18 protein-coding genes are annotated in these 14,434 nt (G+C 53.4%); 3 read left to right on the top strand and 15 right to left on the bottom strand.

The window, feature by feature from the left end:
• Positions 1–110 precede the first annotated feature (110 nt).
• A complete protein-coding gene (locus ACT2B1_RS15615) occupies positions 111–335 on the top strand; it encodes a DUF1127 domain-containing protein (protein WP_170776865.1) in 225 nt (74 codons plus the stop codon).
• The gene (locus ACT2B1_RS15610; RefSeq protein ID WP_170383499.1) at positions 325–549 is read left to right on the top strand and encodes a DUF1127 domain-containing protein; all 225 of its coding nucleotides are present in this window, start codon (positions 325–327) and stop codon (positions 547–549) included. Before ACT2B1_RS15615 ends, ACT2B1_RS15610 begins: the two co-directional genes overlap by 11 nt.
• Positions 550–828: 279 nt before the next feature.
• Here the strand turns inward: ACT2B1_RS15610 and ACT2B1_RS15605 are convergent, their stop codons facing one another.
• From ACT2B1_RS15605 to ACT2B1_RS15535, 15 genes are all read right to left on the bottom strand, one after another.
• Positions 829–1,107, bottom strand: coding sequence for a hypothetical protein (locus tag ACT2B1_RS15605; protein WP_170776867.1), 279 nt, complete (start codon positions 1,105–1,107; stop codon positions 829–831).
• A gap of 610 nt (positions 1,108–1,717) precedes the next feature.
• A complete protein-coding gene (locus ACT2B1_RS15600; protein ID WP_170776869.1) occupies positions 1,718–2,485 on the bottom strand; it encodes an HpcH/HpaI aldolase family protein in 768 nt (255 codons plus the stop codon).
• 49 nt (positions 2,486–2,534) lie between these two features.
• Positions 2,535–3,335, bottom strand: a complete 801-nt coding sequence (locus ACT2B1_RS15595) for an NAD-dependent epimerase/dehydratase family protein (RefSeq protein WP_170776871.1) — start codon at positions 3,333–3,335, stop codon at positions 2,535–2,537.
• Between the two features lie 30 nt (positions 3,336–3,365).
• Positions 3,366–4,235, bottom strand: coding sequence for an amidohydrolase family protein (locus ACT2B1_RS15590; RefSeq protein WP_170776873.1), 870 nt, complete (start codon positions 4,233–4,235; stop codon positions 3,366–3,368).
• Positions 4,232–5,371, bottom strand: a complete 1,140-nt coding sequence (locus ACT2B1_RS15585; RefSeq protein WP_170776875.1) for a mandelate racemase/muconate lactonizing enzyme family protein — start codon at positions 5,369–5,371, stop codon at positions 4,232–4,234. Before ACT2B1_RS15585 ends, ACT2B1_RS15590 begins: the two co-directional genes overlap by 4 nt.
• Positions 5,368–6,021, bottom strand: coding sequence for a bifunctional 4-hydroxy-2-oxoglutarate aldolase/2-dehydro-3-deoxy-phosphogluconate aldolase (gene eda, locus ACT2B1_RS15580; RefSeq protein ID WP_170776877.1), 654 nt, complete (start codon positions 6,019–6,021; stop codon positions 5,368–5,370). Before eda ends, ACT2B1_RS15585 begins: the two co-directional genes overlap by 4 nt.
• On the bottom strand, positions 6,018–6,260 hold the full coding sequence (locus ACT2B1_RS15575; RefSeq protein WP_170776878.1) for a hypothetical protein: 243 nt from the start codon (positions 6,258–6,260) through the stop codon (positions 6,018–6,020). The genes eda and ACT2B1_RS15575 overlap by 4 nt, the downstream gene beginning before the upstream one ends.
• 83 nt (positions 6,261–6,343) lie before the next feature.
• Entirely contained in the window at positions 6,344–7,087 is a 744-nt protein-coding gene (locus tag ACT2B1_RS15570) for a ribonuclease activity regulator RraA (protein ID WP_170776880.1), read from the bottom strand.
• A gap of 16 nt (positions 7,088–7,103) precedes the next feature.
• On the bottom strand, positions 7,104–8,027 hold the full coding sequence (locus ACT2B1_RS15565; protein ID WP_170776882.1) for a sugar kinase: 924 nt from the start codon (positions 8,025–8,027) through the stop codon (positions 7,104–7,106).
• A gap of 72 nt (positions 8,028–8,099) precedes the next feature.
• Complete coding sequence (locus tag ACT2B1_RS15560) at positions 8,100–8,843, bottom strand: SDR family NAD(P)-dependent oxidoreductase (protein ID WP_170776884.1); 744 nt, start codon at positions 8,841–8,843, stop codon at positions 8,100–8,102.
• Between the two features lie 54 nt (positions 8,844–8,897).
• The gene (locus ACT2B1_RS15555; RefSeq protein ID WP_170776886.1) at positions 8,898–9,770 is read right to left on the bottom strand and encodes an NAD(P)-dependent oxidoreductase; all 873 of its coding nucleotides are present in this window, start codon (positions 9,768–9,770) and stop codon (positions 8,898–8,900) included.
• A 10-nt stretch (positions 9,771–9,780) separates the two neighbouring features.
• A complete protein-coding gene (locus tag ACT2B1_RS15550) occupies positions 9,781–10,215 on the bottom strand; it encodes a GlcG/HbpS family heme-binding protein (RefSeq protein WP_170519537.1) in 435 nt (144 codons plus the stop codon).
• 19 nt (positions 10,216–10,234) lie between these two features.
• On the bottom strand, positions 10,235–11,521 hold the full coding sequence (locus ACT2B1_RS15545) for a TRAP transporter large permease (RefSeq protein ID WP_010437285.1): 1,287 nt from the start codon (positions 11,519–11,521) through the stop codon (positions 10,235–10,237).
• 2 nt (positions 11,522–11,523) lie between these two features.
• A complete protein-coding gene (locus ACT2B1_RS15540; RefSeq protein WP_170776888.1) occupies positions 11,524–12,057 on the bottom strand; it encodes a TRAP transporter small permease in 534 nt (177 codons plus the stop codon).
• Positions 12,058–12,133: 76 nt separating this feature from the next.
• Entirely contained in the window at positions 12,134–13,108 is a 975-nt protein-coding gene (locus ACT2B1_RS15535) for a TRAP transporter substrate-binding protein (RefSeq protein WP_170776890.1), read from the bottom strand.
• A gap of 321 nt (positions 13,109–13,429) precedes the next feature.
• Here ACT2B1_RS15535 and ACT2B1_RS15530 point away from each other — a divergent pair, with 321 nt between their 5' ends.
• Positions 13,430–14,098, top strand: a complete 669-nt coding sequence (locus ACT2B1_RS15530) for a GntR family transcriptional regulator (RefSeq protein WP_481668099.1) — start codon at positions 13,430–13,432, stop codon at positions 14,096–14,098.
• Positions 14,099–14,434 lie beyond the last annotated feature (336 nt).

Raw genomic sequence — 14,434 nt, 5'->3', positions numbered from 1 at the left:
AATCTGGCATGGGGCCTTTGCCAAATTGCCAAATTGAGAGCGCTACCAAACTCGCCTATCTCTGCATTGCAGCATAAATACTGCATTGCAGCAATGGACGAGGTAATATCATGGCAATTACTCGATCAAACAGCGGGCTGGATGTCGTTTTCGAAGCTGGCCGCACGTTCTTTCATCAAAAATTGGACACGATGCGAAAGGCACAGTCCAAGCGCAGGATTTATCGCGCAACGTATTATGAGCTCTCAGTTCTGTCTGACCGCGACCTGACAGATCTGGGCATCCCGCGCAGTAACATCAAAAAACTTGCTTTGGAGGCCGCCTATGGCTGTTGACACCCAGACGGTTGGTACAAATCGCGGTCACACTATCGCCCAATCAATCAGCTTTTTGGCGTGGATCGGGTCCACAGCAAATGCTGCCTTAAAGGCACTGCAAATGGCTCGAATGCTCTCCACACTTTCGAACATGAGCGACTATCAGCTCTCTCAGATCGGAATTTCGCGATCCGATATCCCAAAATATGCCGCAAAGTTAATGGCTGACTAATTGATCCGAGGCTCTCTACGTCAGAGGGCAACACGAAATTTGCTGGTTCTCGCTCCTCCCAGAGTAAGCCAGCATGCGCGGGGGCGAAAAAGCCAACAGGGAGCGCCAACGCACGGGCCAGCACTTTCAACTCCTCCCGAAAGTGCTGGCTCGATAATTTTAGACGAATTTGCAGGACCAGAGCTAGAACGACTTGCAGGCGGAAAACAAGGATCCGCACTACCTACCACAGGACAACAGGCTTTGCTTCGGCTTCAGCGAACCTCTGTCCTATCGGGATCAAATCTCGGAATAGCCCAGCCTTGAAAGAGCACCGGCGACAGCCGGTTCCGTCGGATCTAGTCTACCTTCATGCGCCCATTTTTTGATGCAGATTTCAGTGCCCTCAGGTCTTTCAAACTCGTCGCCTTTAGCCAAAATCACCACAGCGGCTTCACACGCAGAAAGTCCCAAGGCCTCACACACGCCCATTGCGTAAAGCTGGTCATCTCTTTCCTGAACTGCTGAAGATACTTTCATGGCCGAAAGCGCAATATCTACACTAACTTCATAAACCATCGTATTTTAACGCCTTTCCTAACTCAAAACCCTGTGACACAATGAATTTAATGCACTTACTTTTGGCGATTATTAAGTGATTGTTAGGTCTTCTTAAGCCTCTTAGTTGGCCGGGTTTTGTCAGAAGGATTTGTGTCGAGGCGGACTGAGCATGCAAGTTCGTTGCGTAATTATTAGGCGGCTTTGTCCCACGGAGCGATCATTAGACCCGATCTGACGAATGGCTGTCATTCGGACAAAACAGCCAATGTGAGACTAGCTTACACGCCGCTTTTGACCACCCAAGTCTTGTTGAGCACGGGATGCAACTCAGAACTGGATTGCAGTTCTTCGCGCGTGAGCCCGTAGTTGAGATAACGTTCCAAATAGAGCGCGGTCATTTCCGGATCACTCGGATTGGCAAACCATTGACGTGATCTGAGGTTCTAGGGCTTCATACGTGACATGCGTGTCTCTTAAGTCTTGGTCGTGTTTCGGTTAAATCGTTCGACCATTTAACATACCAAACAGCGCGAAAAGCGGATCTTCATATTTGAGCAGCGCTCAGTAGCGGAAACCTGTCTGGCTTCACGTTTTTGAAACGCGCTTCCCAAAATTCACCGCCAACAGACTATGACAGTCCACCACGCACCCGGGCCAAAGCGTCTTTCGAAGCAGCAGCCATCAAACGGGCATCCGACGCGATTGTGACGAACTGGAACCCCATTTCGATGCGCTTCAACGCATATTCCGGTGTTCCGTTATGGCAGCCAGCGAACTTCCCATACTCTTTTGCCTTGGCGGCTATCAGTTCAATGGCCTCGGCCACGGGGGGCTCGACCTCATCGAATGCAGGGCGACAACCTAAAGCCAGGGAAAGATCGGAAGGTCCGATGTACACGGCGTCGAGCCCTGGAACCGACAGTATGTCTTCAAGGTTGTCGAGACCTTGCAGAGTCTCGATCATCGCAAAGACGACGATCGTGTCATTGGCATGCAGTGGGTAATCTGAACCTCCGTACAAGAGGCCTCGGGTCGGCCCAAGACTCCTTGTTCCGTTGGGCGGGTAGTGTGTCCACGCCACAAGATTCTCGGCATCTTCGCGGTAATTGATCATTGGGCAAATAACGCCGTAAGCCCCGGCATCGAGCACCTTCATCAAAATACCGGGCTCGAGCCACGGCACGCGCGTAACTGGGACGGTATCGGTTGTCGAAATTGCAGTAAACATCTCGACCGCCTTCTGGTAGTCGATTACGCCATGTTGGATATCAACAGTAAGCGTGTCCCATCCCTGATGCGCCATGGTTTCGGCCGAGAAACCGCTTGGAATCGCCAGCCATCCATTAACTACAGGCCGTCCGGCGGCCCAATGCTCTCTAATTTTGTTTGGTCGCATCAGTTTACCTTTTCAGAATGTCCACCCATATGGGCTGATCGGATTGGAGCTATTCTTCAAGAATGCCCTGACCACAGAACTCTCCGCCCTGATAAACTGCGGAAACTTCGTCTTTCGCAGGTGGGGTGCATTCGGCATCGATACGGGCGCGAAACGTCTCGGAGTTGTCTTTTGGCTTCCAGCCCAGAAAGCTTGTTTCACGATTGTCCCACCAGGATGCGTCGTTGTTCGAAGCACCGTAAACAATCGGACATCCCAAGCGTGGAATAGTGAAAACACTCTCTATAAGAGATATCAGGTCATCGTAACTCAACCAGGTTGCAAGCATGCGATGGTTCTTTGGTTCCGGAAAGGATGAACCGATGCGGACCAACGCTGTCTCGATCCCAAACTTCTCAAAATAGAGCCTTGCGAGAGCTTCTCCGAAGACTTTTGACACGCCATAAAGACCATCGGGCCTTACCTGTGCATTTGCATCAAGCCGCGATGTCTGTTCGTGAAAGCCAATCGCGTGATTTGAACTGGCAAAAAAAATCCTCGGCGTAACCGACGATTTTCGGGCGGCTTCATAGAGGTTGAAAACACCGTCGATATTAGATTGTTTTATAGTTTCCCATGGGGCTTCAATCGATTGCCCCCCCATGTGAACAATCCCTTCGCACCCTTCGACCATGGCCTCAACCGCATCTTTGTCGCCCAGATCACAATATACGATTTCTTCATTTGCGCCCGCGGGGCCCACATCCTCGCGCGCGCCAAGGCGAATTGTGGTAGCTAGGCCGTGCAAGCGAGACCTGCAAACCGACCCAAGGTTACCGTCCGCGCCCGTTATCAAAAGTTTGTTTAGCATTTTGTATATCTCACTTTTTGTTCGCGGCGATCAAGTTGCTACAGATTGGAAGCCGTAGAGTTCTTCGGCGTTTTCTACGAGAGCGAGGTGACGCGCGCGGTCGTCTGGAAACCAGCTCAGAACCGTGTCGAGCAACGCGGCGTCATTAGGGTAGTCCGCAGTTTTTGTCGCCGAATTGTGAGGAAAATTCGTTCCCCATACGATGCGCTCGGGGGCATAGGCTGCCATAATCCTCGAAACTTTAGCTACATCCGAATAATGCGGTTCGCCTTCAATGGAGGACTCATAACAACCAGCAAACTTGAACCAGCATCTGCCACCGTCGACCAGGCGTTTGAGCATTCGGATTTCATCGCCATCAGGCGCGAGACTCCTTAAGAATTTGCCATGGTGGTCCAACACCCATCTGGACCGTAGTTTTGAGAGCCTCTCAACATGGTCCGATATATTCGAGCCATCGAACTGAATCGCAATCATCCAGCCCGCGGCGGAAGCACGGGCATCAACCTCTTCGAGCTGGTTGAGACCAACCGCGCCCCCTGGCAGATCCACGATACGCGTCCCAACGGCCCCTCCATCCTTGAGCATTTCAAGCTCTGCATCAGAGGTTTCAGCGTCTATGGCGGCCACACCGCGTGCTACCTTGCCGGTTTCGTTGAGCGCTGCCAGCAAATTCGCATTGTTGGTCTGATGCGCGTTTCCTTGCGTGATGACAAACCGGTCGATGCCAAGCCGGCTCTTGACTTGTCGGTACTCTGATAACCCGGGCTGGCCCTCTGGCAGAGCAGGACCTCCTGGAAGTGCTGGAAACCCGGAAAGATAGACGTGAAGATGTGTATCAATGGCGCCTGCAGGCAGCTTGATTTCAGGGGCACGGCCAGAGAAGCTGCGTTCGATCATTCGGGGTCTCCCATGGCGAACTCTGCCAATGCGTCACGATTTATCTCAATACCCAGACCCGGTTTGTTCGGAATTGCGATCACACCGTTTTCATGTTCGATCGGGTGGGTGATTATCGCCTGCCTGAATGGGTTGTGCGTCCGATCAAACTCAAAAATCGGTTTGATTGGATTGCGTCGTGGCGGGTCTGGTAGTAGGGCCGAAACAAACTGAAGGCTCGCAGCGATTTGCACCGCTGTTCCCCAAACATGCGGAACTACACGTACGCCGTGAAGAGCCGCCATATCAACGACCCGGCGCATCTCCGAAAACCCGCCAGTGCCACACAAGTCTGGTTGGGCGATATCGATACATCCTGTTTCCAGGGGCTCGCGGAACGCGAACCTGCCATGCCAAGTCTCGCCACCAGCAACCGGAATAGGTTGACCGGCGCGTACGCGACGGTACGCGTCAAGTTGTTCGGGAATGACTGGTTCCTCGAACCAATCGATATCGAACTCTGCCGCACGGTTGCCCAGAGTGATCGCTTCTTGAATCGAGTATCCGTGATTTGCGTCGATCATCAGACGAGTATGCGTTCCTATCGCTTCGCGCACCGCCTTGATGACTGCAAGATCTTCCTCCACCCCAAAGCCAACCTTGATTTTAACTGCGTGGAACCCTGCAGCGACCTGGGCTGCGCATTCCTCGGCATTGTCCGAAATACGATCGACCCCGTCGCGCCGGAATGACCCAGTCGCATATGCCTTTACAGTTTCCCGAACACGTCCTCCGAGAAGCACCGAAACCGGAACGCCAAAGTGGTGACCCTTGATATCCCACAAAGCGACATCAATTCCTGAAAGCGCGGTCATTGTGAGACCGCGCTGCCCTTGGTCTCGTAGGAGATTATACAGGCCTTGCCAGAGAACTTCCGTGTCCAGCGGATTGCGGCCAATCAAGTAGGGCGCATAGGCCTTTACGATCGCAGCATTTGGCTGAGCTGGCCCCAGGCATTCTCCCCAACCCGTTGTTCCGTCGTCACAGATAATCTCGACCAAAACATGTTGGCGCCGCGTGAAACGAGTTGCTGCGCTCTCGAAGGCGGTCTCAAGCTTGTAGTCAAGAAGATGTGTATGGACCTCGGAGATCTTCATTTACACACCTCCAACTGGGCCGCGTCCCGAGCCAAAGTTTCGATACCCGCCCAATCACCCACAGCGATAAGATCATTGGGCGCCACCCAACTGCCTCCAACACAAACTACGTTCTTCTGCACCAGGTATGAACCGGCATTCGCCGCGCTGACCCCACCCGTAGGACAGAAGGAAATTTGCGGCAAAGGCCCGCCAATAGCCTTGAGTGCCGATACCCCGCCCGAGGCCTCGGCTGGAAAGAACTTGAGCATATCATAGCCGCGCGCCAAAAGACGCATCGCCTCAGACGCAGTCGCGGCCCCTGGCAGGAGCGGCAATCCTTCGGTTTCACAAGCCGCAAGAAGTTCATCGGTTGCACCCGGAGAGACACCGAAGGTAGCGCCCGCCTCTTTGGTAGACTGAACATCTTCGGGGGTTATCAGTGTGCCAGCCCCCACATGCCCATCCGGGACGCCGCTCATAATTCGAATGGCCTCGAGAGAGGCAGGGGTGCGCAACGTGACCTCCAGAGAGCGCAAACCGCCTGCGATAAGCGCCTTGGCCAATGGTCGGGCTGCTGCGACATCATTAACCACCAAAACCGGAACAATTGGCGCGAGTGCACAGATTTCTCGGGCCCGTAAACTCGCTGCCTTTGGAGAAACAATCATCTGGACAAATTATCCTTTTGGTAGGTGCATCGTTTAACCGATCCGACTGTGAAGCGGACCGAGTTGCACAGCGCGTTTTCTAAGCCAGACGAGGCAGTTAAAATTTTGGCGGCGGTCGCCGAGTTTTCGAGCAAGCCGGAATCCATACCGTTAAATGCTCCCAAAGCTGTCATACGCGGCGGGTTGATTTGTTTGTCGATCCGTTTCTGCCCCAGTTCTTTGCTGTTCTTTAAACCCAAAGCGATGATCCTCTTAGTGAGTGAGCCCTAAAGAGAAATGAGTTCCTTCCAGTATTGTACAATAAATGACAGCGATTCAGACATCAGTCAGAGAGCCGTGCGCGCCAGACCTCAAATCGTTCAAGAACGTCTGGGTCGGTTGCAGGATAGAGTCCGATTACGGGGGTGTTTTTTCGCACCTCTTCCAGAACGAAGCGTTCGAACAGCTCCATTGGGCCTGCCTCGATCGCAATGTCATCGGCGAGGTGACGTGGGATAATCATGACACCATCGCTGTCACCCAGAACGATGTCGCCGGGGTAGACCGCCACACCGCCACACCCGATTGGCAAGCCGATATCAACCGCATGATGTTTCGTAAGGTTGGTTGGGGCAGACGGTTTTGCAGCAAAGACTGGCATCTCAAGTGCTGCGGCACCGACGGCGTCGCGAATTCCGCCATCCGTGACAACGCCCGCTGCTCCGCGCATTTCCAGTCGCGTTAAAAGGATCGAACCTGCAGAGGCGGCCGTGGCGTCCTGCCGACAATCCATTACCAATACTGCGCGTTCAGGACATGCTTCCACGGCCACGCGCTGCGGGTGATCTGGCTCACGAAACGCCTCGATCGGGTCGGTGTCTGGCCGTGCAGGAATGTAGCGCAGTGTAAAAGCCGGGCCCACAAGGGTGGGCTTACCCTTGCCCAATGGGGCAACGCCTTGAACATAGGCGTTTTGATAACCGCGTTTGTAAAGCAGCGTGGCCACAGTCGCTGTGCTGACCTTTGACAAGCGATCAAGCGTATCCAGATGCAGTTTGATCGTTTCGGCAGGCTGAGGGTTCGGCAAGGGCTGGATCCTTCTGCTAAGGCTGTAGACAACTGTCGCGCAGGCTTTGGTTGATGGGAACAAGTGCACCTTTGCCTTGCACGACATGCCCTGCCAGTTTGCAGGCCAGCGCTATGCTGTCAGGCAAAGGTGTATCCGTTGCCAGCCCCGCCAGAATGCCAGCGTTGAAACTGTCGCCTGCAGCAGTCGTATCCACAACCGAGGCCAGAGGCGGAACATGGACTGAGCCCTCTGCGCCGCCGGTACGATAAAGGACCGTTTCTGCGCCATTCTTGACAACGATCGTTTCCGCACCCGCCTTTGCATAGCGCTGCAAAGTGGCCGCGGGGTCCTTGTCGCTGAACCAACGTGCCTCGTCCTCGAACGATGGTAAAGCGATATCGCTGACGGCGGCCGCCTGCATGATGTTCTCGGTCATCTCAGAGGGGCTGTCCCAAAGATGCGGGCGCAGATTGGGGTCGAAGGCAATCCGTTTTCCGGCGCGCCGCGCTGACCGAGCAACGTCGAGCAAGGCGGCGCGCCCTTCAGGGTTTAAGATTGCCAGAGTGATGCCCGAGAAATAGATGAGATCTGATTGCATCATGGCATGGGCAAGTGCTTGCTTGTCTTGGGCCAATAGGCGTGCGGCCGACTGGCCGCGCCAATAGGTAAAACTGCGTTCCCCGTTGTTTAACGTGATAAGATACAACCCCACTGAACTGTTTGGCACGATCCGCACCTGCTGGGTGTTGACTCCGCTTTCGCGCATCGCACCCAGCATCCGGGACGAGATGGCATCATCTCCGACGGCGGTAAAATAGGACAAGGGCGTTTCGGGTGTGAGTTGGGCCAGATACCAAGCTGTATTGAACGTGTCTCCAGCGAACCCCATTTGATATGTGCTTGGCGCGTCAGTTGGTGCCATTTCGGCCATGCATTCGCCAATCGCTAGAATTCGCATATTCCGGTTTCCATTACTTCGAAGTTTGACAAACGGTAGCGTTCGACAATTAGGCAACCTGTGTTGCAGTGGTCACGAGAACAGCATCCCACCATTGATATCGACATTGGTCCCGGTCAGATAAGCCGAGTCCTCGCTTGCCAGAAACGCCACGAGGTTCGCAACATCCTGAGATTGGCCTTGCCGCTTGAGCGGCGCAGCAGCTTCTAGCCCGCGACGGCCTGCATCGGGAGTGTGGATGTTATGAAAATCCGTGTCGATCATGCCTGGGCAGATTGCATTGACACGGATATCGGGACCCAGTTCTTTTGCAAGACTACGGGTGAGCGTCATGACCCCGCCTTTTGACGTTGCATAAGCCGACGCACCCGGGCCACCACCGTCGCGACCCGCCTGACTGGCGATGTTTACAATGGCCCCGGATCTCATATGCAGCAGTGCCGCTTTGACCATAAGAAATGTGCTGGTCAGGTTAAGATCCATGACAGCTTGCCAGTGTTCAAGCGACATCTCGTTGATTTTCTTGCGCGCGATCAAACCTCCGGCATTGTTCACCAGAATGTCTAGGCTGCCGTAGGTATCGGCTGTCTTGGCGATCAACGCATCGACCTCTTCAGGTTTGTTCAGGTCGCCTTGCATTGCAAACGCCTGTCCACCGATCTTTTTGATCTCGGCTACGGTTTCCTCGGCGCCGGCACTACTGGCGAAGTAGTTCACAGCGACATTCACTCCTTCGGAGGCGAGCTTGACAGCGCAGGCGCGCCCGATATCGCGGCCACCACCTGTGACAATTGCGGTCTTTCCCTTAAGTCTCATGGTTGTTCTTTCCCGTTCAATTGGTGCTGCTATGAGTGACTGATGGATCTGACGCTAAAGCTTGGCAAAATAGTCGAAGATTTCCGGTACGTTGCCGTCGCCCATGCCCGCGTCCGCGGCCGCCTGAAGGTTGTTCGCGGTTCCTTCAGCAATTTCGGCACGAGTGCCCAAGTCCTCGGCCAGCTTCAGGAAGTAACCAAGATCCTTGTTGGCGTTGTTAATCGAAAACCCCAAATCGCTGACACCATCCACCGCGTAGTTCTTACAAAACTGCATAAAGGGGGAATTGGACGGTCCAGCTGACATGATGTCAAAAAGCTGCTGTTTGTTTACCCCTGAGCGTTCAGCCATGGCAAAGGCTTGGCTCATGGTGCAAGCCGTAGTCATACCCATAAAATTGTTTATGAGCTTGGTCACATGGCCCGCACCCAGTTCGCCGAGGTGAAAGACATTTTCCCCCAGTACATCCAGGACAGGTTTCACCTTCTGAAAGGTGGCTACATCGCCCGCTGCCATGATGTTCAGCAAACCATCCTTGGCGTGTGCGGGTGTGCGTCCCAGCGGTGCGTCAATCATACCAGCACCTTTTGTGGACAAGTCTGCGCCGATTTTGCGAGTGGACGCTGGGATAGAGGTGCCAAAGTCAATGACCACGGCACTGTCCTTGATGCCTGCTAGGATGCCATCATCGCCGTAGATCAGGCTTTCGACGACATCCGATGTTGTTACACAAAGCATCACGATATCGCTGTTTTCGGCAAGCTCTCGTGGCGTTGTAACCTCTACAGCACCGCGGTTGACTGTGGCTGCGACGGCTTCCTTGTTCCGACCCATAACAACCAGATCAAAACTGTTGTTTTGCAGGCACTCTGCCATGTTACCGCCCATAAGACCGAGGCCGATGAAACCGATGACGGGTTTTGTCATATCTGACTCCTTAAACTCTTTCCAATTGGGCTTCGCAGAGCGCCGTGACCCCTGCCTGCGCAACTTCGAGATCCTGAGCTGGCGAGCCCGAGCTGACACCGATCCCGCCAACCACCTGTCCGTCGACCGTCACGGGAAGGCCACCTGCAACGGTCACCATTCGTCCGCCGAGCGTTGAGGATATTCCGTGTGCGGCCATGCCAGGCTGATTTGCTTCACCAAGAGCATCGGTTCCTTTTTGGATACCGGTTGCAGTGAAACTCTTGTCGATGGCCAAAATTATGCTGGTAATCTTGCCACCATCCATCCGCTCAAACGCGATGAGGTTGCCGCTTTCGTCTGTGACGGCAATACACATCGGCACGCCGATTTCCTGCGCCTTGGCTCGCGCTCCTGCGATCAACTTGCCCGCGTCATCGATGTCCAGGCGTCTTATTGTCAGCATCGCCTCATTCTCCTTTGATTTAGGGACCAATGATCAAGTTCGGCAGTGTCAGCGATATTGCCGGTACAAAAGTGATCAGCATGAGCGCGGCAAAGATGGCGAGGTAGAAAGGCCAAATCGTTTTGACCGCTTTCTCCATCGGTAGTTTTCCAACAGCACACCCCACAAAGAGACAGGTCCCGACCGGTGGTGTGCAAAGACCAAGACCGAGGTTCACCAAAAGGATCATGCCGAACTGTAGCGGGTCGATGCCCAACATGTTCATCACCGGCAGGAAAATCGGTGTGCAGATCAGGATCAACGCGGCCATGTCCATGATCATCCCCAAGAGCAACAGCACAGCGTTGATCATCAACAAGATCAGGATCGGGTTTTCTGTGATACCCAACAGGAATTCGACTGTTTTTGTCGGCACCCGGTTGAACGTCAGCATATAGGCAAAGGCACCGGCGCAGGCGATCAGGATCATCACCATAGACGTTGTGCGCACCGAAGAGATAACGGCGGTTTTGAAGTTTTCCCAGGACAGGCTGCGATAGACAATAAGCGTCACTACAAAGGCATACATTGCCCCGAACGCGCCGGATTCAGTGACCGTAAAGACGCCTGACAAGACCCCTCCAACAATGATCACAGCCGTCAGCAAGCCAGGGATCGATCCAACAAAGGCGATGGCCAGTGCGGTCCAACCCGGAAACTGTTCGGCCTGATAGCCGCGCTTGACCGCCACGACATAGGCGGCAATCGCAAGGCAGCAACACATAAGGACACCGGGCACAACTCCGGCCAGGAACAGTTTTGAGATTGAAACTGCACCGCCTGTTGCAAGGGCAAAGATGATCATGTTGTGGCTGGGTGGGATGATGATCCCGGCAATTGATGATGTCACTGTGACGTTCACCGCATAGTCGGCATCATAACCTTTGTCTTTCATCACCGGGATCAGGATTGACCCAAGCGCCGAGATATCTGCAATTGCCGATCCGGAAATGCCACCAAACAACATGGACGAGAAGACATTGACGATACCAAGCCCACCGCGCACAGCGCCTACGGCGGCCTGCGCAAACCGAACCAACCGGATCGCGATTCCACCGTGAAACATCAGCTCGCCCGCAAAGATAAAAAACGGGATCGCCATTAGGGAAAAGACGTTGATCCCGGACACGATACGCTGGAACCCAACAAACATCGGCAATCCTTCAAACCAAAAGGAAGCCAATGCAGCGATACCAAGGGCGTATGCCACTGGAGCGCCGATGATGACACACAGGGCAAAAACCCCCAACAGAATCATGAGTCCCATGACTATCCCTGATCTATGTTGTCCTGGCGTTCGTCTCGGCCCAGAAACAGGCGGATCAGATGGCCAGTGGAAAAAAGGAACACCAACGCGCCGCTGATTGTCAGTGGCAAGGAGCGCAAGCCCTCTGACCATTGGATGAGCGGGATCAGGGTGTTCCATTTGAATATTGTCAGCTCGATCCCGTACCAAAACATCATGCCACCGAAACCTGCCATCAGGACATCAGTGAGCACGACGAAAACCGTTCGCACAGAGGGTGGGACTAAATTGCGGAACACGACAACAGAGAGGTGCGTGTGATTGTGCACACCCGCAGCCGCTCCGAGAAACGCGATGACCATAACCAAAAGCAGTGAAACCTGCTCGACCCAAGTGGGCGTGTTGTTCAGAACGTAGCGCCCGAACACCAGCCAGGCAAAGATCGCAGTCATAACCACAATGGCGACGCCAGACAGCAACATGCAAACTCGTGCGAGCAGATCAAGAATCCTGTCCATGTTGCGCATGGCGGCAGGGGCGGTATCGGGCTCTTGCATTGGTTTTCCTCTGAGACAAAACGCCCGGCATCCAATTGGCGGAGCCGGGCGCTCAAAGTTGAACTGTTAAGAGAACTTATTCAGTGGCTTGCGCCATTTCTACCAACGCTTTCATGTCAGGATTTGCAGCCAAGTAGTCTGCATAAACCGAATCCATTGCGGACTGGAATGGGCCTTTGTCGGGGATTTCATTGACGGTGATGCCGGCCGCTTCAACATCTTTTCGCGCTTGTTCAGAGCCAATTGCCCAAAGCTCACGCTGGACCAATGCGGCTTCTTCTGCTGCACCGCGCACAGCGGCTTGCAATTCAGGAGACAGCGCATTGAATTTGGCCGTGTTCACGCAGATGCACTCGGGGATGATCAGGTGCTCGGACAAAGAATAATTTGTAGTCACTTCATAGTGACCGACATTCTTGAACGACGGGAAGTTGTTCTCCGCACCATCAACAACGCCGGTCTTTAGCGCTTGCTGAACTTCGGAGAAGGCCATTGGAGACGGGTTACCGCCCATGGCTGAAATCATCGATGTATAAAGATCGTTGTTCATCACACGGATTTTCAGACCTTCGACATCTGCGGGCGTGTTGATCGGCTTTTGGCTGTAGAAAGAACGCGCACCGGCATCAAACCATGCCAGTGGCAGAACGCCTGCTTCACCCATCGCAGCTGAAACAACCTCACCGGCGTCGCCTTCCAGCACGCGGAACATGTGCGGCACATCCTTGAAGATGAAAGGAAGCGATACAAGGTTAGCTTCTTTGACCATTGGGCCAATGGGACCGAGGTTGAAGTTACCAACCTCGATTGCGCCGATACGAACTTGTTCTAGGGCATCCGGTTGGGAACCAAGAACACCACCGTGGAACACATCGACGGTAACTTCGCCGTCTGTAGCAGCGTCAACCAGTTCGGCAAACTTGTCCATTGCAGCCGTGTTGGGATGACCGTCGTTGTGGATATTCCAGGCCCGCCAGTTTTCGGCTGAAGCTGACGTTGCAATGAATGCCACAGCGGTCGCAGTTGCAAAGAACGATTTCGTGAAAGTCATGGGTTCTCCTCCCCGATTAATTTTGGACAGGATTTGGCTTTCATGGAATTTCAGAGACCGTAAGCCACGTAGCTTTCGATTTCCCCAAGAACCAGAATCGCTGCTGTCCCTAAAAGGACACTAGTATCCAAGTTATGTCAACAGTAGGCTTTTAGTATGTCAGATTGCTTGACAGTCGAAAGCGCAGGGCATTTGATAGGTGAAAGGCCTACATTGGTTCACTCAAGCAAAACAAAATAGAATATTCTATTTGATTCAATGCCATAACAGTGAATCTGTAATTTGAAACGTGAATCAGATAGAGGGTGCAAGCAACATACCGTGGAAGAAATTGTCAGACGAACCACAACCGATGCGGTCTATGAAGCGCTACACGACGAGATCGTTTCGCTTGAAATTCTTCCCGGCACAAAGCTATCCGAAACAGAGGTAGCTAGCCAATTCGGCGTATCACGCCAACCTGTTCGCAACGCATTCACAAGGCTCGGCAACGAAGATCTGCTCTTAATACGACCACAAAAAGCGACCGTAGTTCGAGGATTTTCTATGGAGCGTATAGCTCTCGCGCGATTGGTTAGAATGGCGGTGGAGCTAGAGATTGTCCATCGAGCAATGGAAGTTTGGGACGCAACACGTGAAGCACAACTTGCAGAAAATCTCGCCTTACAAGAGCAGGCGATCAGTGACGGTGATCTATCGGCGTTTCACTCACTGGACTATGATTTTCACAAACTGATCTACGTGCTCAGTGGCAATCCGATGGCATTTAATGTAATGCTAGAATCCAAGCAAAAGGTTGACCGGCTTTGTATGCTCAGTCTTGAAAAGGGCAGTGCCGCAGACGCCATCCTCGCTGATCACCGAGAGATTGCAGAAGCTATGGCAGCAGGAGACCATGACCAAGCGCAAGCTGCTGTCAGAAAACACCTGTCTCGCCTCGACGAAACCATCGACTTCATTCACAAGACGCACCCGGGCTACTTTGAGTAACCGTGACCATGCGATCTGATGGTCTCAGGCCGTTCCTCGTTCCGGACGATTATTATCAATATTTAATTTCATGCCGTCCAAAAGCTCTTCCAAATCGGGACGTGCTGTAGGGCCGTTAGAGATAATCCCTTGTCCGCCAAATAGGTCTGTAACCGCCAACTAGCCCAAAAGCTCTCTGCACCCGGGGCTCGGCGCACCCCATGACAGGGGACGACGCTCTGGAGGTACCTAAGCGACTAACCTGTGGGGGGTACTCCTCTAAAAGCAAGGTTGATCGCGTGAACACCCTGAACACCAGATCGGAAAAGAGTCGAAAGTGGCTTCTATCAGTAGCGA

This window comes from Ruegeria sp. S263, assembly GCF_056780525.1.
The sequence above is the reverse complement of the archived record's forward strand: the minus strand, read 5'-3'. Positions and strand labels throughout refer to the sequence as shown.

Coding starts and splice junctions, on each gene's coding strand:
- ACT2B1_RS15535 (WP_170776890.1), bottom strand. CDS start 13,108: ATGACTTTCACGAAATCGTTCTTTGCAACTGCGACCGCTGTGGCATTC.
- ACT2B1_RS15610 (WP_170383499.1), top strand. CDS start 325: ATGGCTGTTGACACCCAGACGGTTGGTACAAATCGCGGTCACACTATC.
- ACT2B1_RS15560 (WP_170776884.1), bottom strand. CDS start 8,843: ATGAGACTTAAGGGAAAGACCGCAATTGTCACAGGTGGTGGCCGCGAT.
- ACT2B1_RS15605 (WP_170776867.1), bottom strand. CDS start 1,107: ATGGTTTATGAAGTTAGTGTAGATATTGCGCTTTCGGCCATGAAAGTA.
- ACT2B1_RS15590 (WP_170776873.1), bottom strand. CDS start 4,235: ATGATCGAACGCAGCTTCTCTGGCCGTGCCCCTGAAATCAAGCTGCCT.
- eda (WP_170776877.1), bottom strand. CDS start 6,021: ATGATTGTTTCTCCAAAGGCAGCGAGTTTACGGGCCCGAGAAATCTGT.
- ACT2B1_RS15545 (WP_010437285.1), bottom strand. CDS start 11,521: ATGGGACTCATGATTCTGTTGGGGGTTTTTGCCCTGTGTGTCATCATC.
- ACT2B1_RS15585 (WP_170776875.1), bottom strand. CDS start 5,371: ATGAAGATCTCCGAGGTCCATACACATCTTCTTGACTACAAGCTTGAG.
- ACT2B1_RS15555 (WP_170776886.1), bottom strand. CDS start 9,770: ATGACAAAACCCGTCATCGGTTTCATCGGCCTCGGTCTTATGGGCGGT.
- ACT2B1_RS15600 (WP_170776869.1), bottom strand. CDS start 2,485: ATGCGACCAAACAAAATTAGAGAGCATTGGGCCGCCGGACGGCCTGTA.
- ACT2B1_RS15595 (WP_170776871.1), bottom strand. CDS start 3,335: ATGCTAAACAAACTTTTGATAACGGGCGCGGACGGTAACCTTGGGTCG.
- ACT2B1_RS15540 (WP_170776888.1), bottom strand. CDS start 12,057: ATGCAAGAGCCCGATACCGCCCCTGCCGCCATGCGCAACATGGACAGG.
- ACT2B1_RS15615 (WP_170776865.1), top strand. CDS start 111: ATGGCAATTACTCGATCAAACAGCGGGCTGGATGTCGTTTTCGAAGCT.
- ACT2B1_RS15565 (WP_170776882.1), bottom strand. CDS start 8,027: ATGCGAATTCTAGCGATTGGCGAATGCATGGCCGAAATGGCACCAACT.
- ACT2B1_RS15550 (WP_170519537.1), bottom strand. CDS start 10,215: ATGCTGACAATAAGACGCCTGGACATCGATGACGCGGGCAAGTTGATC.